Source organism: Streptomyces sp. NBC_00335, from assembly GCF_036127095.1.
In the GTDB taxonomy this organism is placed as follows: Bacteria; Actinomycetota; Actinomycetes; order Streptomycetales; family Streptomycetaceae; genus Streptomyces.
Genome location: NZ_CP108006.1, coordinates 7,682,542 through 7,704,182, shown reverse-complemented (window position 1 = coordinate 7,704,182; position 21,641 = coordinate 7,682,542). Strand labels below are relative to the sequence as shown.

Sequence of the window (21,641 nt, the reverse complement as noted above, 5' to 3'; positions counted from 1 at the left end):
ATCCCCACCCCGTGGCGTCCCGCGAGCACCGCCCCGGTCGGCGACACGGCGGAGGCGACGGCCACGTCCAGTTCCCGGCCCCGGTAGGGCCCGAGCTGGAGCCGGGCCTCCTCCAGGGCGAACCAGTCGGTGGCGGCGGTGACCGTTTCCCCGCGCAGCAGCCGCACGATGGCGTCGAGCGAGTCGGCCGTCATCGCGCGGGAGTGGAGCGGGTCGACGCCCATCATGAAGGCGTCGGAAGGCAGTTGGCCCGGTCCGACGCCGAGCATGGCGCGGCCCCGGGACTGCTGGTCGAGCTGGCAGATCCGGTCGGCGAGGATCAACGGCTGGTGGTAGGGGAGGGAGTTGACCCCGGTGCCGAGCATGATCCGGCCGGTGCGTTCGGCGGCCGCGGCCAGGAACACCTCGGGCGAGGCGATGATCTCGTAGCCGGCGGAGTGGTGTTCGCCGGCCCACAGTTCCTCGTAGCCGAGCCGGTCGAGGTCGGCGGCCAGGTCGAGGTCCCGGCGCAGCTGGAGCGCGGGGTCACCGTCGGGCCGGTGGTAAGGGGCGAGGAACACCCCGAATCGGTGCGGGAGATACGGCTGCGGCTGCTGCGGCATGTGCGGTGGCCTTCCCTCGGCGGCGCCTGCTCTGCTCCGGGATCCGACGAAACACCGACCGGGCCGCGGCTTCAATGCCGCCGCGTCCGTCCTCCCACTGAGTGGGAGGACTTCCGCGGGCCGCCGCTCAGTCGCCGCTCAGCCGCCGCTCAGCTGTAGAGGAAGACGTAGTCGAAGTAGACGAGGTCGCGGATGGCGTCGAAGCGGAAGGTGCCCGACGGGATCACGCTCAGGCCCTCCTCCAGAGCGACCTTGTCGTACGTCACGCTCTGCTTCCAGGCCGCACTGGAGGGGATGTACGGCTTCAGCGCGGCGGGCGGCCCGGCCAGCGGCCCGACCTCGAAGTGGTGGGCGGGATCGCGCATGATGCGGTTCGCCGTACCCGGCTTGAGGTGGGCGACCCCGACGAGCCGCATCCGGGAATCCGCCCTCGGGACCGTGCGGTCGTTGTTGGACTCGTCGATGCCGTAGCCCAGCCAGTGCGCGTCGGTCACGTCGCCCAGCGCGGTCCAGAAGCGCCGGTTGAGCGGGGCCACATCGGTGCGGACCTTCTCCGCCTTCTCCTCCTCGGGCCACATCGCGTAGCCGAGCCCCGCCGCACCGAGCAGCAGCGGGGCCCCCAGTCCGAGAAGGAGCCGCCGTCTGCTGCTGAGGCCCTGCTGTGCGCTCATCGAAAATCCCCCCGGTACCCGTTCCCGTCAGTTCAGGGCGCTGATCATAGCGGCGGCCGTCGCCGTCATCGCCTCCCGTGCGGCGGTCAAGTACGGACGGGGATCCGCGGGGGTCAGATGGGTGCGGATGGCCTCGGTCATCGCCACGTTGAGCGCGGTGCCGATGTTGACCTTCCGGATGCCGCCGGCGACGGCCGCGGCGAGTTCCGCGTCCGGCAGACCGGAGGAGCCGTGCAGCACCAGCGGCACGTCGACCGTCTTGGCGAGGCGGCCGAGCAGCACGTGGTCCAGGGCCGCGGTCCGGCTGGTCATGGCGTGGCTGCTGCCGATGGCGACGGCCAGCGCGTCCACCCCGGAGTCGGCGACGAACCGCCGTGCCTCGTCCGGGTCGGTACGGGCGCCGGGTGCGTGCGGGTCCAGCGGCGCGGCCCCGTTCTTCCCGCCGACCTCGCCCAGTTCGGCTTCGATCCAGAGCCCGTTGACGTGGGCCCAGTCGGCGGCGGAGCGGGTGGCCTCCAGGTTCTCGGCGTAGGAGAGGTGCGCGGCGTCGTACATGACCGAGCTGAATCCGGCGTCCACGGCCTGCCGCAGCAGTTCGGAGCTCTTGACGTGGTCCAGGTGCAGCCCGACCGGGACCCCGGCGGCCTCGGCGACGGCCACGGCCGCGCGGCTGATCGGCAGCAGTGCTCCGCCGCGGAACTTGACGGCGTTCTCGCTGAGCTGGAGGACCACGGGCAGTCCGGCCGATTCCGCGCCCGCGACGACCGCTTCGGCGTGCTCCAGCGTGATGATGTTGAAGGCTGCGACGGCGCGGCCCTGGGCGGCGGCCTCCAGGACGAGCCTGCCGGCGGGAACCAGGCTCATCGGACGGCCTCCTCGCCCGTGGTGAGGATGACGGACCGGGTCAGGTTGCGCGGCGCGTCCGGGTCCAGCCCCTGGTGGGCGGCGACGGCGATGGCCAGGCGGTGTACGCGGACCAGCTCGGCGAGCGGGTCGAGGCGCCCGGCCACCCACTGGGCTCCGGTCCCGCGGACCTGTTCGGCGAGCCCTTCGGGCGCGTCGCCGAGCGACCAGGTGGCGGTGCCGGGCGCCGAGACGCTGATGGGGCCGTGCCGGTACTCCATGGCCGGGTAGGACTCGGCCCAGGCCAGGGCGGCTTCGCGCATCTTCAGCGCGGCCTCGTTGGCGAGTCCGACGCTCCAGCCGCGGCCGAGGAAGGTGAACTGGCCCCGGGTCTCCAGCTCCGCGGGAAGCGGGTCGGCGAGGGCCGCGCGCGCGTCGGCGACGACGGAGGGGCTGTGCAGGCCGACGTGGGCGCGCAGCAGGGTGAGGGCGGTGGTGGCGAAGCGGGTCTGGACGACGGACTGCTCGTCGGCGAAGTCGAGTACGACGAGCGCGTCGGCGAGGGTGATGACGGGGGTGGCGGGGTCCCCGATGACCGCGGTGGTGGGTACCCCGGCGTCCCGCAGTCCGGCCAGCAGGTCGAGGACCTCGGTGGTGGTCCCGGACCGGGTGAGCGCGACGACCCGGTCGTAGCGCCGGTGGCGGGGGAACTCCGAGGCGGGGAAGGCGTCGGTTTCGCCCTGCCCGGCCTCCTCGCGCAACACGGCGGCGGCCTGGGCCATGTAGTACGAGGTCCCGCATCCGACGATCGCGGTACGCTCCCCCGGCCGCGGCAGCACCGCCCGGTGTTCCGGGGCCAGTTCGGCGGCCCGCTCCCAGCATGCGGGCTGCGTGCCCAACTCGTACGCGACATGGCTCATGGCGGCTCCCTAGCGCGGTGCGTGCTCCCTGAATGCGTGTTCCTGCAAGATAGTGGGCTCTTTCACGCAACTTCAAGCATCTCCGGGATGATCTGCTGCGTTAATCTCGACGTGTAGGCCAAGAGTGAGCGCCGAAGCGAACGGCGGAGCGACGGCCGAGGACACGATCGAAGAAGCGATCGAGGACGAGACCGAGAGGGCGGCCGATGACCCGCAAGGAACGCTGGCAGACACTGCTGGACCTGCTGGTGGAGCGGGGCGAGCTGGAAGTGGAGCCCGCCGCCGAGGCCCTCGGCGTGTCCGCCGCCACGATCCGGCGCGACCTCGACCAGCTCGCCGAGCAGCAGCTACTGGTCCGCACGCGCGGTGGAGCGGTCGTGCACGGGGTCTCGTACGAACTCCCCCTGCGCTACCGCACCTCGCGCCGGGCCGCCGAGAAGAGCCGCATCAGCGAAACCGTCGCGGCGCTGATCGTCCCGGGCGAGGTGATCGGCCTGACCGGTGGCACCACGACCACCGAGGTGGCGCGTGCGCTGGCCGCCCGCCCCGACCTCGCCACCGGCTCCCCGGCCCTCACCGTGGTCACCAACGCGCTGAACATCGCGGGTGAGCTGGTCATCAGACCGCAGTTCAAGATCGTGCTCACCGGTGGCGTGGCCCGGCCCCAGTCGTACGAGCTCACGGGCCCCCTCGCCATGCAGGTGCTCGGGCAGCTCTCCGTGGACACCGCCGTCGTCGGCGTGGACGCCTTCGACCCGGCCGACGGGGCCGCCACCCGGCACGAGGACGAGGCCGCCATGAACCGGCTGCTCTGCGAGCGCGCCCGCCGCGTGGTGATCGCGGCCGACTCCAGCAAGCTGGGCGTCCGCGCCTTCGCCCGGATCGTCGCGACCGACGCCGTCGACGTGCTGGTGACGGACACCGGCTTGTCCCCCTCGGTGGCCGAGGCTTTCGAGGCGGCGGGCGTGGAAGTCATCCGCGCCTGAGCGCACAGCCGGGGGGGCGGTCGGCCCGGCCCGGGGCCGCGGCGCACGGCGTCCTAGACTCCCCGGATGGCAGACGATCTTCTCCGGCTCACCGTCCTGGGCAGCGCGACGCCCTACCCCCGGGCCGACAACCCCTGCTCCGGCTACCTGCTCGAAGGCGGCGGAGCCCGGGTCTGGGTCGACGCGGGCAGCGGAACCCTGGGACCGCTGCAACGCCACGTCGGGCTCGGCGAGCTCGACGCGATATGGATCTCGCACCTGCACGCCGACCACACGGCCGATCTGCTGACCGCGTACTACGGCCTGCTGTACGCCGACGTACGGCGCCCCGCGCCGCTCCCCCTCTACGGGCCGCCCGGCATCGCCGACCGGCTGGCGGGGTTCCTCACCAACGGCCCGGACCGCAGCCCGGTCGAGGCCGCCTTCGAGGTCCACGAGCTGTACGACGGCCACCGCGCGCGGGCCGGATCGCTCGGCCTCACCAGCCGGGCGGTGTCCCACGGCATGCCCGCCTTCGCGCTGCGCGCCGAGTCGGGAGGCCGGTCCCTCGTGTACTCCGGGGACACGGCGCCCTGTTCGGCCCTGACCCGGCTCGCCGAGGACTGCGCGCTCCTGCTCTGCGAGGCCGACAGTCCGGCGCACCCGGCGGACGGGGAGCCGGTGCACCACACCCCCGAGGACGCCGGCGACACCGCCCGTGCGGCCCGCGCCGGACGGCTGGTCCTCACGCACGTCGGCCGGGACCTCGACCCGGCCGAGGCCGTCTCCCGCGCCGCCGCCCGTTACTCGGGGCCCGTGGACCACGCCGCGCCCGGCGCCGTCTTCACGGTCGGGCAGGCCCGCGGTTAGGGCGGGCTCCCGGGTCAGTGTTCCGGGAGCCGGTCCGCCTCACGGGTCAGGGCCGCCAGGACCGGGGCGATCAGCGGGTGCGCCTCGGCGCCGCGCCGGGTGGCGGCGAAGACGCGGCGGGTGGGCGCCGGACCGGACACCGGGCGGACCTGGACCTCCTTGAGGTCCATGCCGCGCAGCGCGGAACGCGGCACGAGGGCCACTCCGGCGCCGGCGCCGACCAGGGCCACCACGGCCCGGAAGTCGTCGGAGGAGTGCACCAACCGGGGCTGGAAGCCGGCCAGTTCGCAGGCCAGGAGCATCACGTCGTGGCAGGGGTTTCCGGGGTACTGGCCCACCCAGTCCGCAGCGGAGAGGTCGGCCAGGGACACCTCGGGCAGGTCCCCGAGCGGGTGCCCGGCCGGGAGGACCGCGTCGAAGGGCTCGGCGTAGAGCGGGAGCACGGACAGCCGGCCGTCGTCGGCGCCCGGGGCTCCCCGGTACTCGACGGCGAGCGCCAGGTCCGCCTCCCCGTCGAGCAGGAGCAGCAGGCTCTGGTCGCCCTCCGCGTCGCGTACGCGCAGCCGGATCCCGGGGTGGTCGGCGGCGAGCCGGGTGATGGCGGGGGCCAGTACCTCGGCGATGCCGGTGGCGAAGGCGGCCACGGTGACCTCGCCCGCCGAGCCGCCGGCGTAGGCGGCGAGTTCCGCTTCCGCCCGCTCCAGCTGTGCGAGCACTTCGTGGGCGTGCCCGAGCAGGATCTGCCCGGCCGCGGTGAGCCGGACGCCCCGGCCGCTGCGGGTCAGCAGGGCGTGCCCGGTCTCCTGCTCCAGCGCCGCGAGCTGCTGGGAGACGGCGGAGGGGGTGAGGTAGAGCGCTGCGGCCGCGGCGGTCACCGTACGGTGGTCCGCGACGGCCCGCAGGATGCGCAGCCTCCGGGGGTCGATCACAGTGCCATTCTCGCAGCCCGCGGAGCCCTGCCGGGCCGACCGATCGGCCGGGGCCCGGGCCGGTACCTCCGTCGGAGTGCCCCGCCCCCACCCGGGTATCCGGGCCGGCCCAGGCCGGGCGGAGGTCCGGCCGGTCCCGGCTGATATCGGGGGCGGGGAGCCTGTCCCCTACCCGCCCTTCCGCCGTTCCCCGGGGCTCCGCCCCGGAACCCACGCCTCAAACGCCGGCGGGGCTGGATTTTCCGGGCTGCCGACGATCACGTGCCCGCCGGCGTCGGCCACATCCAGCCCCTCCGGCGTTTGAGGAGCGGGGGTCCGGGGGGGCTGGCCCCCGGCAACGGCGCCGCGCGCTGCGAACGGGGGTCAGCCAGGACTCGGGGCTAGGCCGCTGCCAGGGCGGCCCGGGCGTCGACGAACGCCGCGATCGCCCGCTCCACGTCGGCCGTCGAGTGCGCGGCGGAGAGCTGGACGCGGATCCGCGCGGCGCCCATCGGCACCACCGGGTAGGAGAAGCCGATCACGTAGACCCCTCGCTCCAGCAGGAGTTCCGCCATCTTGGCCGCCTCCGCCGCATCGCCGATCATCACGGGGGCGATGGCGTGGTCACCGGGCAGGATCTCGAAGCCGGCCTCGGTCATCTTCGTACGGAAGAGCGCGGTGTTGGCGGCGAGCCGCTCGCGCAGGTCGTCGGCCGACTCCAGCAGGTCGAGGACCTTGAGGGAGGCCGCCGCGATGACCGGGGCGAGGGAGTTGGAGAAGAGGTACGGGCGCGAGCGCTGGCGCAGCAGCTCGACGATCTCGGCGCGCGCCGCGACGTAGCCGCCGGAGGCGCCGCCCAGTGCCTTGCCGAGGGTGCCGGTGATGATGTCCACGCGGTCCATGACCCCGTGCAGTTCGGGGGTGCCGCGGCCGCCGGGGCCGACGAAGCCGACGGCGTGCGAGTCGTCGACCATGACCATGGCGTCGTAGCGCTCCGCGAGGTCGCAGATCTCGGCGAGCGGGGCCACGTAGCCGTCCATGGAGAACACGCCGTCGGTGACGATCAGCTTGCGGCGGGCACCGCCCTCGGTGGCCTCCTTGAGCCTGGTCTCCAGCTCCGCCATGTCGCGGTTGGCGTAGCGGAAGCGGCGGGCCTTGGAGAGGCGGATGCCGTCGATGATCGAGGCGTGGTTGAGGGCGTCGGAGATCACCGCGTCCTCGGCGCCGAGGATGGTCTCGAAGACTCCGCCGTTGGCGTCGAAGCAGGAGGAGTAGAGGATCGTGTCCTCCTGGCCGAGGAACGCGGACAGCCGCGCCTCCAGCTCCTTGTGCACCTCCTGCGTACCGCAGATGAAGCGCACGGAGGCCATGCCGTAACCCCAGCGGTCCAGGGCCTCCTTCGCCGCGATGACCACCTCGGGGTGGTCGGCGAGACCGAGGTAGTTGTTGGCGCAGAAGTTGAGGACCTCACCCGGGGCGCCGCCCGAGGTCACCGCGACGGCGGCGTTCTGCGGGGTACCGATGACGCGCTCGGGCTTGTGCAGACCCGCGGCGCGGATCTCGTCGAGGGTCGTACGGAGGTCCGCGCGGACGGTCTCGAACATGTGCGGTGCTCTCTTTCTCCTGGTGCGGCGGAGGGAGGGGGGCCGGGCCCCGCGGAGGGGGGAGGGTGCTGCGGGGCCCGGCCGGAGGGAAATGGTCTGTGGGGGCTGGACGCCCGGGCGGCTGCGCCCGGCTGGTTGCGCCCCGGCTTACTGCGCCCCGGCTTACTGCGCCCGGGCTTACTGCGCCCGGATCGTTACGCCTGGGTCCAGTCCAGGATGATCTTGCCGCTGCGGGCGGTCGCCGCCTCGTCGAACGCGGCCTCGAAGTCCCCGTAGGCGTACCGGCCGGTGATGACGGGGCTGAGGTCGAGCCCGCCCTCCAGCAGCACGGTCATCGCGTACCAGGTCTCGAACATCTCGCGGCCGTAGATGCCCTTGATCGTGATCATCGAGGTCACGACCTTGGCCCAGTCGACCGCGAACTCCTGCGCCGGCAGGCCCAGCATGGCGATCCGGCCGCCGTGCGTCATGTTGTCGATCATGTCGCGCATGGCCTCGCCGCGCCCGGACATCTCCAGGCCGATGTCGAAGCCCTCGCGCAGGCCGAGCTGGGCCTGCGCGTCGGCGATGGTCGCCTTCGAGACGTCGAGCGCGAGGGTGGCGCCGGCCTTGCGGGCGATCTCCAGACGCTCCGGGCTGACGTCCGTGATCACCACGTTGCGGGCTCCCGCGTGCTTGGCCACGGCCGCCGCCATGATCCCGATCGGGCCCGCGCCGGTGATCAGCACGTCCTCGCCGACGAGCGGGAAGGAGAGCGCGGTGTGCACGGCGTTGCCGAAGGGGTCGAAGATCGCAGCGACGTCGAGGTCCACCTTCGTCCGGTGCACCCACACGTTCTGCGCGGGCAGCACGACGTACTCGGCGAAGGCGCCGTCGCGTCCGACCCCGAGCCCGATCGTGCTGCGGCACAGGTGGCGGCGCCCGGCCAGGCAGTTGCGGCACGTCCCGCACACCAGGTGACCCTCGCCGCTGACCAGCGCGCCGATCTCGATGCCGGTGACGCCCGCGCCGAGCGCCGCCACCTCGCCGACGAACTCGTGGCCGAGCACGAGGGGGGTCTTGACGGCGCCCTGCGCCCAGCCGTCCCAGGAGCGGATGTGCAGGTCCGTCCCGCAGATGCCGGTGCGCAGCACCTTGATCAGGACCTCGCCGGGGCCGTACTCGGGCTCGGGGACGTCCATCAGCCACAGCCCGGGCTCGGCCTTGTGCTTGACGAGTGCCTTCATGGGGGTGGCTCCAGGCATGCGGAAGGAAGCGCTACGGGGCGTGCGGGCCGGGCAGCGTGCGGACGAGACCAATCTGCCGACCTGCGGGTGATCAGTCCATCGAGGATTTCTTAAGCGGGTCCACAGCCCAGCTTCACGCCTATGCTCCTGGGGTGAAGGGCAGGGGCCGGGGAGTGGGCCGGGCCGGGAATGGGGAGGTGAGGGGCGTGCCGAGTCTGCGCAGCAGGGCGCTTTCGGTCGCGCTGATCGCGGCGGGACGGCGAAGACGGTTCGGGAGCGCCGAGGCGGTCCGTACCCGGGTGGCGGAATCGATGCGGCGCCCGGCGTCGCACCTCCCCCCGCGTTCGCTCGGCCGCGTGGCCGAGGTCTCGCGGACCTTCGTCGGGGCCTGGCCGGTGTACGAGGTCTCGCCGCTCGGCGTGGAACCGGCCGCCAGGGTGCTGTACGTGCACGGCGGCGGGTACATCAACGAACTGGTCCGGGCGCACTGGTCGCTGATCCGGACCCTGGTCACGCAGGCGCAGGCCCGGGTGGTCGTACCGGCGTACATACTGGCCCCGCGCGGGACCGCCGACCGGACCGTCCCGGTCGCCGCCGACCTGCTCAGCGGCCTGATCGCGAGCGGGGGCGCGGGCGGCACGGTGCTCCTCGGGGATTCTGCGGGGGCCGGGCTCGCACTGGCCGCGGCGCAGCGCTTGCGCGACCGCAACGGGGCGCAGCCGTCCCGGATCGTGCTGATCTCGCCCTGGCTGGACGTGTCGATGAGCCATCCCGACCAGGCGGCCATCGAGGCGGGCGATCCGATGCTGGCCCGCCCCGGCCTGCGGGAGGCCGGGCGGCTGTACGCGGGGAACCTGGCGGCCGACGATCCCCGGGTGAGCCCGTTGCACGGGTCGTTCACGGGACTGGCCCCGCTGACGGTGTTCACGGGCACGCGGGACGTCCTGACGACCGACAGCCGCGAACTGCTGACCAGGGCGCGGGCGGCCGGCGCCGAGGTGGAGTTCATCGAGGAGCCGGGACTGCCGCACGACTACCCGCTGATGCCGCTCCCGGAGGGCAGGGCGGCCCGCGACCGGATCGTGGAGCTGGTCCGCGCGGCGGCGGCGGAGTCCTGAGCCGCCACCGCCTGCCGGGCGGCGCCGCGCCGCGGGTCGCGGCGGCGTCCCGGGCCGCTCGGGCACCTCAGACTCCGCAGGCACCTCAGACCCCGTACGCCCCTCAGGCCACGCAGTTCATCAGGGAGCCGACGGGCGCCGTGCGGTAGCGGGCCCAGTAGGTCTCGTCCCGGGTCTCGCACGCGGGCGGGGTCCGGGTCGGCTGCCAGGCCACCGTGGCGAAGCCGGCGTCGGCGGCGGCCTCCGCGAAGTCGGCGTGGGCCCATTCGCGGCATTCGAACGGGACCGGCGGGTCGGTCTCCAGCCGGGCCCGCAGCAGCGGGGCGTCCCCGCCGGGAGCTCGCTCGACGACGCTGATCCCGTACGGCTCCCAGTCCGCGTAGGGGAAGGCCCCCGGGTTCGGCACGATGGCGAGGAGCCGCCCGCCGGGGCGCAGGTTGGCTCGGACGGCGCGGAACATCGCGTGCAGCGCCGCCCGGTCGTGGGCCTGGTTGAACAGGTACACGGCGGTGGCCAGGTCGAACGGCCCCAGGGCCGGCATTCCGGCCGCCGCGTCCGCGACGACGTACTCGACGCGGTGCGCGAGGTCCGCGCCGGTCTCCCGGGCCCGGCGGATCCGCTCGGGGCAGCTGTCGACGCCCACCGTCCTGCGGGCCCCGCCGCTCGCCAGCAGCCGGGTGGTGCTGCCGTGCCCGCAGGCCATGTCGAGGGTGTCGAGGCCCCGGACGCCGCCGAGGGCGTCCAGGGCCGTGCTCAGGGTGAAGGCATCGGCGACCGAGAAGGCCGGCGGGGGCGTTGACGTGTCGTACTGCTGTCGCATGTCCGCAAGCCTGCCCGCCTCCGGGCCGCGGCCGTCGGTCCCCGCCCCGTACCTCCCCCGGACGGGGGAGGCGTTCGGATCAGTCGTACGAAGTACGGAGCTGCGCCCTTGGGCCGTGGGGCATGCGCAGACGCCCGGCTCGTGCGGCATCCGCCCCCGCCTCAGGTCTGCCCTCGGCCTGTGCGCGCTCCTCCGCGGGGCGGATACGGTCCGCCGTCAGGGAGGAAGCGCGGCCGTCCCGTCCAGGGCCAGCATGGGCCGCATGCCGACAGCGACCGCTCCTCTCCCCGCCCCCGCGCCCGTCTGGGCCCGCCGGGCCGCCCACGCCATCGCTCTGTGCGCCGTCCCCTCCGGCCTGTGGCGCATCGCCATGGCATCCGGCGTCTACGTGGGCTACAGCGACCAGGTGCTGCGCGAGGTCTACGGCATCCCGGGCTGGGGCATCGCCTACGTCGTCGGACTGTCCGTCCTCGCCGAACTGGCCGCCCTGTCACCGCTCCTGCTGGTCGGTGACCGGTGGCGGCCGCTGCGCCCCGGGGTCCTCGCCGCGCTGTCCTGGACCGCCTCGGGGGTCCTGGTCCTGGGGACGCTGTGGCAACTCGTGGTCCTCTTCACGGTCGAAAGCCATACGTACCTGGCGAGCGGTACGGCACGGACCGTCTGGGGCCTCGTCTTCGCCCCGCTGTTGGCCATACCGCTCCTGATGACCGCGGTGACCTGGTCCTACGCGAAGCGGCACCGGGCACGGTGACAGGCCCGCGGGGCCCCGGCCGGGCACTACGTGTGCGGGGCCTCAGGCCGCGAGGGGCGCACGGGGGTCAGTGCGACCAGTACCGGCCGGGTGGAAGCGGCCGGCGCGTCGCCGCCGGGGCACGCCGTGCAGCCGCGGGTGGCGGCCAGGCAGCCCCCGCAGTCGCGGCCGCCGATCTCCTCGCGGCGCAGCCGGCCCTTGCGGACCCAGTACGCGGCGAGGTCGGCCGCCTCGGCCCGGTCGATGCCCAGCCGGTCGGCGATCTGCGGGAGCCCCTCACCGGGAGCCGCCTCCTCGAAGGCGCGCAGCAGGCGGCGCAGCATGCCGGGGCCGGAGCCCGTGGGTCCGCCGGTGCCGCTCACCACACCAGCCTCGCGATCTGGAAGACGCCGACGGCGAGCAGCCAGGCCGCCGCCAGTTGGATGCCGAAGCCGATGACGGTCAGCCGGGTGCCGATCTCGGCCCGCTGCGCGGCCAGGGTGGCGAAGCAGGGGGTGTAGGCGAGGACGAAGACCAGGAAGGCGAGCGCGGCCGCCTCCTGGTGGCCGCCGGAGGATTCCTCGAAGGTGGCGTGCAGGCTCGCGGGGAGCTTGGGGTCGCCGTCCTCCTCGGCCGAGTAGGTCTGGGCGAGGGTGGAGATCACGCCCTCCTTGGCGATCAGGCCGGTGCCGAGCGCGGCCGTGGCGTGCCAGTCGCCGAAGCCGGCGGGGGCCACGAGGGGGGCCGTGGCGCGCGTGACCGTACCGAACACGCTCTGCTCGACGTCGACCTTGCCGAAGCCTCCGTGGCCGGCCGCGGCCGGGATCGCCATGAGGAGCCAGACGGCGGCCGCGGTCGCGACGATGATGCCGCCGGCGGTGCGCAGGAACGCGGCGAGCTTCTGCCAGACCTGGGCGCCGGTGACCCGCAGGGTGGGCAGCCGGTACGGGGGCAGCTCCAGGACGAGCGGTTCCTCCTTCATGTCGCGGAACAGCAGGGGCCGCAGGATCAGGCCCATGCCGACGACCAGCAGCACGGAGGCGACGTAGAGGAAGAAGACGACGGTGCCGGAGTTCGAGCCGAAGAAGACGCCCGCGATCATCACGTAGACGGCCAGGCGGGCGGTGCAGCTCATGTACGGGATGAGCAGGCCGACGAGCAGCCGGTGCGAGCGGCGGCTCAGGATCCGGGTGCCGGCGAGGGCGGGGACGTTGCAGCCGAAGCCGACGACGAGCGGCAGGAAGGCGCGGCCGGGCAGCCTCAGCGTGCGCATCAGGCGGTCGGCGACGAACGCGGCGCGGGCGAAGTAGCCGGAGTCCTCCAGCAGGGCCAGCAGCAGGAACATGATGATCATCAGCGGGACGAAGGTGAGCAGCTGGCCCACCCCGTTGATCAGGCCGTCGACCAGCAGTCCGGTCAGCCAGCCGGGCGCGCGGACGGCTTCCAGGAGCCGGTCGGCGCCGCCGCTGACGGGTCCGGAGACGAAGTCGCCGAGGCCGTCCTGGAGGGGTTTGGCCAGGACGGTGGTGGCCTGGAAGACCCCCCACATGACGGCGAGGAAGAACGGGATGCCGAAACCGCGGGAGAGCAGCAGCCGGTCCACGCGGTCGGTGAGGGTGGGCCGGGCCCCGGCCGGGCGGGGCGCGGCGCGTTGGATGACGGCGTGGGCCCAGGCGTAGCGGGCCTCGGCGACGAGGAGTTCGGCGTCGGTATCGGTGTCAGTGTCGGCCTCGGTATCTGCCTCGATGCCGTCCTCCCCCGCGGCCGCCGCGGCGAGGCGGTTCGCCGCCGCCCCGGCCCGCCCGGCCAGCGCCGCCGGGACCTCGGGCGGCTCCTCCCCGCAGAGCAGGCTGACGGCCAGCCAGCGCGGGGGGTGCGGGGTCAGCCCGGAGGCCTGGGCGGTCAGCCCGGCCAGTTCGGCCGCCACGGGCGAGCCGGCCGCCCAGGCGGACGTCCGCCCGCGGGGAGGCGGTACGGCGTCCAGGGCCTCGCCCACCGCTTCGGCGAGCAGGTCCAGCCCGGTCCCCGAGCGTCCTTCCACCCGTACGACGGGCAGCGCGAGCTCGCGGGCCAGCGCGTCCGGGGCGGGAGGCGCCCCGCGCCGGGCAGCGACGTCGGTCATGGTGAGCGCGATGACGACGGGGATGTCGGTGTCGAGGATCTGCGAGAGCAGGTACAGGTTGCGGGCGGGGTTGGCCGCGTCGAGGGCGAAGACCACCGCGTCGGGCCGCTCCCCCGCCGGCGCGGTCAGCACGTCGCGCACCAGCGCCTCGTCCGGGGAGTCGGGCAGCAGGCTGTAGGAGCCGGGCAGGTCGGCGACGCGCAGGGGGCGGCCGCCCGCGGTGCGCCAGTCGCCCTGGGCCACGGAGACGGTCTTGCCCGGCCAGTTGCCGACGCGCTGGTGGGCGCCGGTGAGGGCGTTGAAGAGGGTCGACTTGCCGACATTGGGATTGCCGACGAGGGCGACGAACGGCGTTCCGGTCCGCCGCTCCGCCGTGGCGGTCGCACCGGCCCCGGTGGCGTGACAGCTCATCCGGCGCACCTCAGCCGGCCGGCGGTTCGGGTGTCCAGCGCGACCCGGGTGTCCCCGAGCCCCACGAGCAGCCCTCCGGTGGCGCCCCGGGCGATGACGGTGACGTCCGCGCCGGGCACGAAGCCGAACTCCAGGAGCCGTCTGCGGCTCCCGCCGGCCTGACCGGGGTCGATCCCCGTGATGCGTACGGTCGTCCCTGGACGGCTGTCGTTGAGCGACGGCACCGGACCTCCTCGTTCGACTCCACTTAGGTAAACCTAAGCAGTTCGAGGAGGGTCGGGGGTCGGGGCAAAGTCCCTGATCGACAGGGACTTTCAGCCCACCGGTCCCGCCCCGGCGTCAGCCGATCGGACGACGCCGGGCCGTCTCGCCGGGGCCGGAATCCGCTGTGGGGAGACCGGCCCGCCCGACGCTACGAGAGCAAAGGGAGCCCGAGCCGCACACGCCGGCCGACACCGCGGGTCCCGGGCGTCGGGGCCCCGCTGCCCGGGCGCTGCCGATCAGCGGGAACGGGCGCCCGCCGCGAGCGGGCGGACGGACCGGCCTTCGAAGGAGAATCCGTCCTCGGACATGGCCTCCGCGCTCGCCGGATTCAGGGCCACGGGGATATTGCGGAGCACGGCAATTCGCACGAGGGCGAGTACATCGTGAACGTGCGGAGCGGCCCACAGCGGGTCCCAGAAGAATACGAGCGACGTGACATCGCCCGAAATCACCATCGAGCCGATCTGCTGGTCCCCTCCGTGCGGACCGGACTCAACCGACCTGATCCGCAAGCCGAGTTCCGATCTCAGCAATCGTGCGGTGGAGCTGGTTCCCACCAGTCCGTGCCGGGTCACGGCACGGTGATTGCGCCGCACCCAATTCAATAGGTCTTTCTTCCTCTGGTCATGTGCCACGAGAGCGATCATCAACCGACGCTAACCCGGCATGATCCCTTCCGCCATTCAGGGCCTGGAATTCCGAATGCCGCCGTCGCGCGCCCGGTATCCGGATGCGTCGACGACGGCGACCGGTACGTCGGGGAGTCCGAGGGGTATGCGGAAGCACCGGCCCCAGGGCATTCTGGAGGGGTGACGGCGAGACCGGACACCGGCGGCCCCGTCACCGACGCCACGGCCCAGGCGCTCGCGCGGGCCGCTCTCGATGCCGTGGGGGCCGCCGGCGGGTACGCGGGCGGGGTCTACCTGCGCTCCGGCACCGAGGGGCTGCTGCTGATGGCGGCCGTGACCGGGATCCCGGGCCCGCTGTTCCGCCCCTGGTGGCGGATGCACGTGAACCGCCCCTACCCCGTCGCCGAGGCCTACCGGTCCGGCCAGTCCGTGCACCTGCCCGACGCGGAATCGGCGATGCGGCGCTTCCCCCAGCTGATGGCCGGGCTGCCCTTCCCCTTCGGCTCGCTCTACGAGCCCGTGACCCGCGGCCGCGAGCGCTACGGCGTCCTCGTGGTGCTCCGCCCCGCGACCCCCGGAGTCCCCGTCGGACCCGGTGACCGCAAGCGGCTGCGCGCGGTGGCCGCCCGGCTGGCCGGGGAGCTGGCCGCGCTCGCCGCGGGCGGAGCCACCGTGACCTGGGAGGGCGACCCGGTCTGCCTGCCCGATCCGGGCCCGGCAGTCGGTGCGGCGGTCGGCCCGGCGGGCAAGCACGGGGGAAGCCCCGTGGACGGCCACGCCGCCGGTGCCCGCGCCGCCGTGGACCGGCTGGACCTGGCCGTCCTGTCCGTGGACCGGCAGGGCGTGATCGGCTTCGCCAACTCCCGCGCCCGCTCCACCGCCACGACCCTGCTCGGTTCCCACGGGCCGGACCTCTGCGGGCGGACGCTGTGGGAGGCACTGCCCTGGCTCGGGCACCCCGCCTACGAGGACCACTTCCGGGCCGTGTTCCTCTCCCCCGCGCCGGTGCACTTCCAGGCAGCCCCGCGCGGATCCGAATCCTCCCCGCACTGGCTGTCGGTGGGGCTGCATCCCGGTTTCGACGGGGTCACCGTCACCATCGCGGAGGCCGAACCGCCCTCGTACGCGCCCGAGTCGCTCATGTGGCCCGGTGCGGGGCTCGGGTCCCCGGGCCCGGGTTCGCCCGCCGACCGGGCTTCGGCCCTGTACCGCCCGGTGGCGCTGGCGATCGCGCTGACCGAGGCGGTGACGGCGCGCCAGGTGTCGATGGTGGTCACCGACGAGCTGCTCCCGGCCTTCGGCGGAAGGCAGTTGGCCATCTACCTGCTCGGCGAGGGCCACTTGCACCTGGCCTGGGAGACCGGCTTCCCGCGAGGCTTCCTCGACCGGTTCGACGGGGTCGCGCTGGACGTCCGGCTGCCCGGGGTCGAGACCCTCACCTCGGGCCGACCGCTGTTCTTCGAGTCGATGCAGCACCTGGCCGCCGCCTACCCGGGGATCGAGCTGGACGCCCATGTCGGCGCCCGGGCCTTCCTCCCCCTGATCGCCTCCGGCCGGCCGGTCGGCTCGTGCATCCTCGGCTTCGACGCCCCGCGCGGGTTCAGTCCGGAGGAGCGCACCGTCCTCACGGCGCTGGCCGGGCTGATCGCGCAGGCACTGGAACGGGCCCGGCGCTACGACAGCGAAGCGGCCCTGGCCCGCGGACTCCAGGCGGCGCTGCTCCCGCACCGGCTGCCGGTACGGGACAACGTGGTCACGGTGGGGCGGTACCTGCCCGGCACCGCCGGGATGGACGTCGGCGGCGACTGGTACGACGTCATCGAGGTCGGCGGCGGCCGGCTCGCGCTGGTCATCGGCGACGTCCAGGGCCACGGGGTGGCCGCCGCGGCCACGATGGGTCAACTGCGCAGCGCCGTACGGGCCTTCGCGCTCAGCGGCAACGAGCCGGAGCAGGTCATGCGCGGCACGAACGAGCTGCTCATCGACCTCGATCCGGGCCAGTTCGCCAGCTGTTGCTACGTCCTGCTCGACCCGGCGTCCGGCCTCGCCCTCGCCGTCCGGGCCGGGCACCCCCAGCCACTGCTGCGGCATCCGGGCGGCCGGACGGAGGTGCTGGACCTGGCGGGCGGGACGGTGCTGGGCGTCGACGCCGGGGCCTCGTATCCGGTGACCCGGCTGCGGATCGAGCCGGGGGCGGTGCTCGCCCTGTACACCGACGGGCTGGTGGAGATCCCGGGCACGGACATCGACGTGGGAGTGGAGCGGCTGCGGGCCGCGCTGGCGGCCGCCGGCCCCGCTCCGCTGACCGAGACGGCGGACCGGCTCGTCGCCGAGGCGGGGCACTCCACCGACCGGCCGGACGACATCGCCCTGCTCCTGGCGTCCCGCACGTCCGCCCCGGAGGCCACCACGCCGGACCGGGCGGACTCGGACCGGGCCGACGCGGACGCGCACCGGGCCGCCCCCGACGGGGGCCCGCCGCGCGGGGGACGGCCCGCGCGCGAAGCCCCGTAGGAGACGGCCCGGGAGGACGGCCCCGTAGGGCGCGGGCAGCCCTTGGGCCGCCCGCGCCCTGACTGCCGCGGCTACCTCTTGGCGTAGGCGCGGGCGTAGGAGTCGCCCGCGATCAGGGCGTCGGCGACCATCTCCGGAGACACCGGGAAGGGCATGTTGTGCGTGGTCTCGCCCTCCGCGGTGGCCGCGCGCCCGATGGCGAGGAGCTCCTCGCGGTCCGGGTCGCCGAGACCGATCTCGGCGAGGGTGGTCGGCAGACCGACCGCGCGGCTGAAGCGCAGGTAGGTGTCCAGCTCGTCGGTCGGGGCGCCTTCCAGGACCAGCTGGGCGAGGGTGCCGATGTTGACCTTCTCGCCGTGCATCATGCCGTGCACCTTGTGCGAGACGGTCAGCCCGTTGTGGATGCCGTGCGCGGCGGCGAGGCCGCAGGACTCGAAACCGAGGCCGGAGAGCAGCGTGTTGGCCTCGGTGACCTTCTCCAGCGCCGGGGTGACCACGTGCGCCTCGGCGGCCAGCCGGGCCTGGGGGCCGTACTCCATGAGGGTCTCCCAGCAGAGCCGCGCGAGCGCGAGGGAGGCCTCGGTGGCGAGACCGCCGGCCATGGCGACCCGGTTGGCGGCCACGCAGACCCGGGCCTCGTACCAGGTGGCGAGCGCGTCGCCCATGCCGGAGACGATGAAACGGCTCGGCGCACCCGCGACGAGCGCGGTGTCGACGAGGACCAGGTTGGGGTTGCGCTGGAAGAAGGAGTAGCGCTCGAAGGCGCCCGACTCGGTGTAGATCACGGCGAGCGCGCTGGTCGGCGCGTCGGTGGAGGCCACCGTGGGCGCGGACACGACGGCGATGTCGCCGAGGGCGTGGCCCACGGCCTTCGCGGTGTCGATGGCCGTGCCGCCGCCGATGCCGATGATGACGTCCGCGCCGGCGTCCCGGGCGGCCGCGGCGACCCGGTCGATCTCCTTCTGGGTACAGAGACCGCCGAAGACCTCCTTGGTCAGCTTGACCCCCGCTCCGGAAAGGGAAGCGGTGACGGCCGTGTCCACGAAGCCCCAGACGCCCTTGTCCGCGAGGACCACGGCGTTCGTCCCGAGGCGGGCCGTGTGCTCGCCCAGGTCGTTCATCGCCCCGGCGCCCTGCACGTACTTGGGCGGGCTGATCATCATGCGCGTACCGACGGTCTTCACGTGAATCCTCCTCATTGCGAATTCATTTCCGCTTGCTTATTCATCCCTATCACGGATTCCGGCCGGGCCCGAGATATGCACGGTCCCCCTTGCGAACGGGCCCTTCTGCGGCCGAATCCGGGACCAAGGACCCCAGCTGTTCCGCAGGTTCACCAGAGTAAAGTTCCAGCCAAGTGCCCCGGAAGCGGTGGCGGATCGGCGACGGTGCCGACTTAATACCGTCCCGCAATTCCTATTTCCGCCCCGGACCGGCGTGCCGAGTTCCCCGTCCCGCCTTCCCCTTTCAAGGAAAGAGGCCCCCGTGAAGAAGCTCATCAATTCCCCCGAGAGTGTCGTCGCCGACGCACTGCGCGGAATGGCCGCCGCTCACCCGGGGCTCCGCGTCGAGGCGGAGAAGGGCATCGTCACGCGGGCCGCCGGAGCGGCCGGGGAGCCGGCCGGGAAGGTCGCGCTGCTGTCGGGCGGCGGCAGCGGGCACGAGCCGCTGCACGCCGGGTTCGTCGGGCGCGGCATGCTGGCGGCGGCCGTGGCCGGCCCGGTGTTCACCTCCCCGGTGCCGGACAACATCGCGGCCGCCACCTGCGCGGTCGACGCGGGTGCGGGCGTCCTGCACATCGTGAAGAACTACACGGGCGACATCCTCAACTTCACGATGGCGGCGGAGGACTGCGAGGACGAGGGCGTCGAGGTCGAGCAGGTCGTCGTGGACGACGACGTGGCCGTCGCGCGGACCGAGCACGGACCCGGCCGCCGCGGCACGGGCGCCACCCTGTTCGTGGAGAAGATCGCCGGCGCGCTCGCCGAGGAGGGCGCCCCGCTCGCCGAGGTGGCCGCGGTGGCCCGCAAGGTCAACGCGAACGCCCGCAGCTACGGCGTCGCGCTCACCTCCTGCACCACCCCCGCCAAGGGCAGCCCCAACTTCACCCTCGGCGAGGACGAGATCGAGCTGGGCATCGGCATCCACGGCGAGCCGGGCCGCGAGCGGCGGGGGCTCATGACGGCCGCCGAGACCGCCGAGGCGATGCTCGACGCCATCCTCGACGACCTCCCGGAGGCCGCCGGCGCCCCCGTCATCCTCCTCGTCAACGGCCTGGGCGGGACCCCGCCCGTGGAGCTGTACATCATGCGCGCGGAGGTCGAGCGGGTGCTCGGCGAGCGCGGGATCACCGTGGCCCGCTCCCTCGTCGGCAACTACGTCACCAGCCTGGACATGGCCGGCTGCACCCTCACCCTGTGCCGCGCCGACGAGGAGCTGCTGCGCCTGTGGGACGCGCCGGTCGACACCCCGTCCCTGCGCTGGGGCTGCTGACCCCGCCCGCCCTCCCCCTCCCGACACTCTCCAGGAGCCCTTCTCCATGACCGCCACGCCCGCCACCCCGACAACCTCCGCGCCCCACTCCACCGAGGCCGCCGTGCTGGACACCGCCTACTTCCGCCGCTGGATCGCCGAGACCAACCGGCTCGTACGGCGGGACAGCGCGCGCCTCACCGAGCTGGACGCGGTCATCGGCGACGGGGACCACGGGGCCAATCTCGTACGGGGCTTCGGCGCCGTCGGCGCGGCCGTGGCCGAGCAGCGGCCCGCCACCCCGGGGGCCCTGCTGACGCTGGCCGGCACCACCCTGACGAACACCGTGGGCGGTGCCTCCGGCCCGCTGTTCGGCACCGCGCTGCGCCGCACGGGCAAGGTGCTCGGCGACACCGGGGCGCCGACGGTGGCGGAGCTGGGGGCCGCGCTCGGCGCCGGGCTGAAGTCGGTGCAGAAGCTGGGCGGCGCCGAGCTCGGCGACGCCACCCTGGTGGACGCCCTGGCTCCCGCGGTGACGGCGCTGGCCGAAGCCGCCGAGGCGGACCGGCCGCTGCGCGAAGCCCTGGACGAAGCCGTACGGGCGGCCCGCGCGGGGGCCGACGCCACCGAGCCGCTCGAAGCCCGCAAGGGCCGGGCCAGTTACCTCGGCGAGCGAAGCATCGGCCACCAGGACGCCGGGGCGAACTCCGTGGCCCTGCTGATGGAGGCGCTGCGCTCCGCGGTGGACGCGCCCGAGGCGGAACTCGCCCCTGCGGAGCCGGCCGCCGCCGAGGCGCCGGTGGAGGAACCGGCGCGGGCACCGAAGGCCCGTACCGGCCGCGTCGGCATCGTGCTCGTCTCGCACAGCAAGGCGGTCGCGGAGTCCGTGGCGGCACTGGCCGGCGCGCTGATCGGCTCGGTCGAGCCGGCTCCGCTGGCGGTGGCGGGCGGCACCCCCGACGGCGGCATCGGCACCAGCGCGGAGCTGATCACGGCCGCCGCGCGCTCGGTGGACGAGGGCCGGGGCGTGGCGGTGCTCTGCGACATGGGAAGCGCGGTGCTGACGGTGAACGCCCTGCTCGGCGAAGAGCCCTCGCAACTGCCCGAAGGCGCACGGATCGTGGACGCGCCGTTCCTGGAGGGCGCCGTGGCCATCACGCTGACCTCGGCGATCGGCGGCGACCTCGACGCCGTCCTGGCCGCCGCAGAGGATGCGCGCGGCTACCGCAAGCGCTGACCGGACACCGGACACCGGTGGGCGGTCCTCCCTCGGGAGGGCCGCCCACCGGCTTTCGTGGCCGGCGGATTTCACGCCGTGGCAGCATCGGGCGCATGACACCCAGGAAGATCCGCGGCGCGGCCGAACGGATGCGCGGCTACGCCTGCGTCCAGGAGGCCCGCGACCCCGGGGTCGCGGCCGAGCGGCTGCGCGAGTTCGCCGGGGACGACATCATGCCCGTGCGGCTGTACACCGCGCAGAGCCTCGCGGCTCCGTCCGACGTCCTGCTCCGGCTGGCCCGCGACGAGGAGGCCTGCGTACGGTCGAGCGTCCTGCTCAACCCGGCGGCGGACGACCCGGTGCTCCGCGCCCTGGCCGAAGCGGAACGGGCCGCCTCCCCCCGTCGGTTCTGGAGACGGCCGGACTTCTCGGTGCGCCGGCTCGTCGTCCATCACCCGGGGGCCTCGGCGGCGCTGCGCGCCGAGCTCCTCGCCGAGGGCGCCTGCGGCTGCCCCCGCAAGTGCGACGCCCTGGAGACCTGGGAGTTCCGGATGGAGTGGTTGAGGAAAGCCGGGCTGCGCTGAGCCGACGCCGGTCGGCGGTCGGCGGTCGGCAGTCGGCAGTCGGCAGTCGGCAGTCGGCAGTCGGCAGTCGGCGGTCGGTGGTCGGCCGCAAGGGCTGTCGGTGGTGCTTGGTAGAACTGTCGTCGGACGACACCGCACGGCCGGGCACC

At 73.9% G+C, this 21,641-nt stretch carries 20 protein-coding genes and 2 pseudogenes; 9 read left to right on the top strand and 13 right to left on the bottom strand.

Translation table 11 applies throughout. From position 1 onward, the window contains the following. Nucleotides 1–59 precede the first annotated feature (59 nt). From OHA37_RS40875 to OHA37_RS34915, 4 genes and pseudogenes are all read right to left on the bottom strand, one after another. Nucleotides 60–602 (bottom strand): annotated as a pseudogene (locus OHA37_RS40875) (LLM class flavin-dependent oxidoreductase); the annotation flags it as partial. Nucleotides 603–751: 149 nt separating this feature from the next. Beyond that, a complete protein-coding gene (locus OHA37_RS34925) occupies nt 752–1,273 on the bottom strand; it encodes a hypothetical protein (RefSeq protein WP_266911397.1) in 522 nt (173 codons plus the stop codon). Between the two features lie 27 nt (nt 1,274–1,300). Further along, complete coding sequence (locus OHA37_RS34920) at nt 1,301–2,137, bottom strand: class II fructose-bisphosphate aldolase (protein ID WP_266911395.1); 837 nt, start codon at nt 2,135–2,137, stop codon at nt 1,301–1,303. Next, nucleotides 2,134–3,036 (bottom strand): SIS domain-containing protein, encoded by a 903-nt coding sequence (locus OHA37_RS34915; RefSeq protein ID WP_266911393.1) that lies wholly within the window; start codon nt 3,034–3,036, stop codon nt 2,134–2,136. Before OHA37_RS34915 ends, OHA37_RS34920 begins: the two co-directional genes overlap by 4 nt. Nucleotides 3,037–3,242: 206 nt before the next feature. Between OHA37_RS34915 and OHA37_RS34910 the strand changes: the two genes are divergently transcribed. Together OHA37_RS34910 and OHA37_RS34905 are read left to right on the top strand one after the other, a co-directional pair. Further along, on the top strand, nt 3,243–4,022 hold the full coding sequence (locus OHA37_RS34910) for a DeoR/GlpR family DNA-binding transcription regulator (RefSeq protein ID WP_266911391.1): 780 nt from the start codon (nt 3,243–3,245) through the stop codon (nt 4,020–4,022). A gap of 66 nt (nt 4,023–4,088) precedes the next feature. Further along, the gene (locus OHA37_RS34905; protein ID WP_266911389.1) at nt 4,089–4,871 is read left to right on the top strand and encodes an MBL fold metallo-hydrolase; all 783 of its coding nucleotides are present in this window, start codon (nt 4,089–4,091) and stop codon (nt 4,869–4,871) included. Between the two features lie 14 nt (nt 4,872–4,885). Here the strand turns inward: OHA37_RS34905 and OHA37_RS34900 are convergent, their stop codons facing one another. The 3 genes from OHA37_RS34900 to tdh all read right to left on the bottom strand — a co-directional run bounded on the left by OHA37_RS34900 (nt 4,886) and on the right by tdh (nt 8,609). Next, a complete protein-coding gene (locus OHA37_RS34900; RefSeq protein ID WP_266911387.1) occupies nt 4,886–5,800 on the bottom strand; it encodes a LysR family transcriptional regulator in 915 nt (304 codons plus the stop codon). Between the two features lie 380 nt (nt 5,801–6,180). Next, the gene (locus tag OHA37_RS34895; protein WP_266911385.1) at nt 6,181–7,383 is read right to left on the bottom strand and encodes a glycine C-acetyltransferase; all 1,203 of its coding nucleotides are present in this window, start codon (nt 7,381–7,383) and stop codon (nt 6,181–6,183) included. Nucleotides 7,384–7,577: 194 nt separating this feature from the next. Then, entirely contained in the window at nt 7,578–8,609 is a 1,032-nt protein-coding gene (gene tdh, locus OHA37_RS34890) for an L-threonine 3-dehydrogenase (RefSeq protein ID WP_266911383.1), read from the bottom strand. Between the two features lie 206 nt (nt 8,610–8,815). On the opposite strand from tdh, the gene OHA37_RS34885 reads away from it, so the two are divergent. Further along, nucleotides 8,816–9,727, top strand: a complete 912-nt coding sequence (locus tag OHA37_RS34885; protein WP_266911381.1) for an alpha/beta hydrolase fold domain-containing protein — start codon at nt 8,816–8,818, stop codon at nt 9,725–9,727. A gap of 103 nt (nt 9,728–9,830) precedes the next feature. On the opposite strand, the gene OHA37_RS34880 is transcribed toward OHA37_RS34885, so the two are convergent. After that, nucleotides 9,831–10,547 (bottom strand): class I SAM-dependent methyltransferase, encoded by a 717-nt coding sequence (locus OHA37_RS34880; protein WP_266911379.1) that lies wholly within the window; start codon nt 10,545–10,547, stop codon nt 9,831–9,833. Between the two features lie 253 nt (nt 10,548–10,800). Here OHA37_RS34880 and OHA37_RS34875 point away from each other — a divergent pair, with 253 nt between their 5' ends. Beyond that, a complete protein-coding gene (locus tag OHA37_RS34875) occupies nt 10,801–11,298 on the top strand; it encodes a hypothetical protein (protein ID WP_323182388.1) in 498 nt (165 codons plus the stop codon). Between the two features lie 26 nt (nt 11,299–11,324). Here OHA37_RS34875 and OHA37_RS34870 read toward each other — a convergent pair whose 3' ends face one another. From OHA37_RS34870 to OHA37_RS34855, 4 genes are all read right to left on the bottom strand, one after another. Next, entirely contained in the window at nt 11,325–11,660 is a 336-nt protein-coding gene (locus tag OHA37_RS34870; protein WP_266911375.1) for a helix-turn-helix domain-containing protein, read from the bottom strand. Further along, on the bottom strand, nt 11,657–13,810 hold the full coding sequence (feoB, locus tag OHA37_RS34865) for a ferrous iron transport protein B (RefSeq protein WP_266911373.1): 2,154 nt from the start codon (nt 13,808–13,810) through the stop codon (nt 11,657–11,659). The genes OHA37_RS34870 and feoB overlap by 4 nt, the downstream gene beginning before the upstream one ends. Continuing rightward, nucleotides 13,807–14,034 (bottom strand): FeoA family protein, encoded by a 228-nt coding sequence (locus tag OHA37_RS34860; protein ID WP_250739058.1) that lies wholly within the window; start codon nt 14,032–14,034, stop codon nt 13,807–13,809. Before OHA37_RS34860 ends, feoB begins: the two co-directional genes overlap by 4 nt. Before the next feature lie 276 nt (nt 14,035–14,310). Continuing rightward, nucleotides 14,311–14,721 carry a methylglyoxal synthase gene (locus OHA37_RS34855; RefSeq protein WP_266911370.1) on the bottom strand — a complete coding sequence of 137 codons (411 nt, stop codon included), beginning with the start codon at nt 14,719–14,721 and terminating at the stop codon, nt 14,311–14,313. A 162-nt stretch (nt 14,722–14,883) separates the two neighbouring features. Between OHA37_RS34855 and OHA37_RS34850 the strand changes: the two genes are divergently transcribed. Beyond that, nucleotides 14,884–17,217, top strand: coding sequence for a SpoIIE family protein phosphatase (locus tag OHA37_RS34850; protein ID WP_266911368.1), 2,334 nt, complete (start codon nt 14,884–14,886; stop codon nt 17,215–17,217). A gap of 71 nt (nt 17,218–17,288) precedes the next feature. Here OHA37_RS34850 and OHA37_RS34845 read toward each other — a convergent pair whose 3' ends face one another. Further along, nucleotides 17,289–18,401 (bottom strand): glycerol dehydrogenase, encoded by a 1,113-nt coding sequence (locus OHA37_RS34845; protein WP_266911366.1) that lies wholly within the window; start codon nt 18,399–18,401, stop codon nt 17,289–17,291. Between the two features lie 301 nt (nt 18,402–18,702). Here OHA37_RS34845 and dhaK point away from each other — a divergent pair, with 301 nt between their 5' ends. From dhaK to OHA37_RS34825, 4 genes and pseudogenes are all read left to right on the top strand, one after another. Beyond that, nucleotides 18,703–19,710, top strand: coding sequence for a dihydroxyacetone kinase subunit DhaK (dhaK, locus tag OHA37_RS34840; RefSeq protein WP_266911364.1), 1,008 nt, complete (start codon nt 18,703–18,705; stop codon nt 19,708–19,710). 103 nt (nt 19,711–19,813) lie between these two features. Next, nucleotides 19,814–20,437 (top strand): annotated as a pseudogene (gene dhaL / locus OHA37_RS34835) (dihydroxyacetone kinase subunit DhaL); the annotation flags it as partial. After that, nucleotides 20,411–20,926 (top strand): PTS-dependent dihydroxyacetone kinase phosphotransferase subunit DhaM, encoded by a 516-nt coding sequence (locus OHA37_RS34830; protein WP_266913354.1) that lies wholly within the window; start codon nt 20,411–20,413, stop codon nt 20,924–20,926. The pseudogene dhaL and the gene OHA37_RS34830, both read left to right, overlap by 27 nt. Before the next feature lie 95 nt (nt 20,927–21,021). Then, a complete protein-coding gene (locus OHA37_RS34825) occupies nt 21,022–21,492 on the top strand; it encodes a hypothetical protein (protein WP_266911362.1) in 471 nt (156 codons plus the stop codon). The last annotated feature ends 149 nt before the right edge of the window (nt 21,493–21,641 follow it).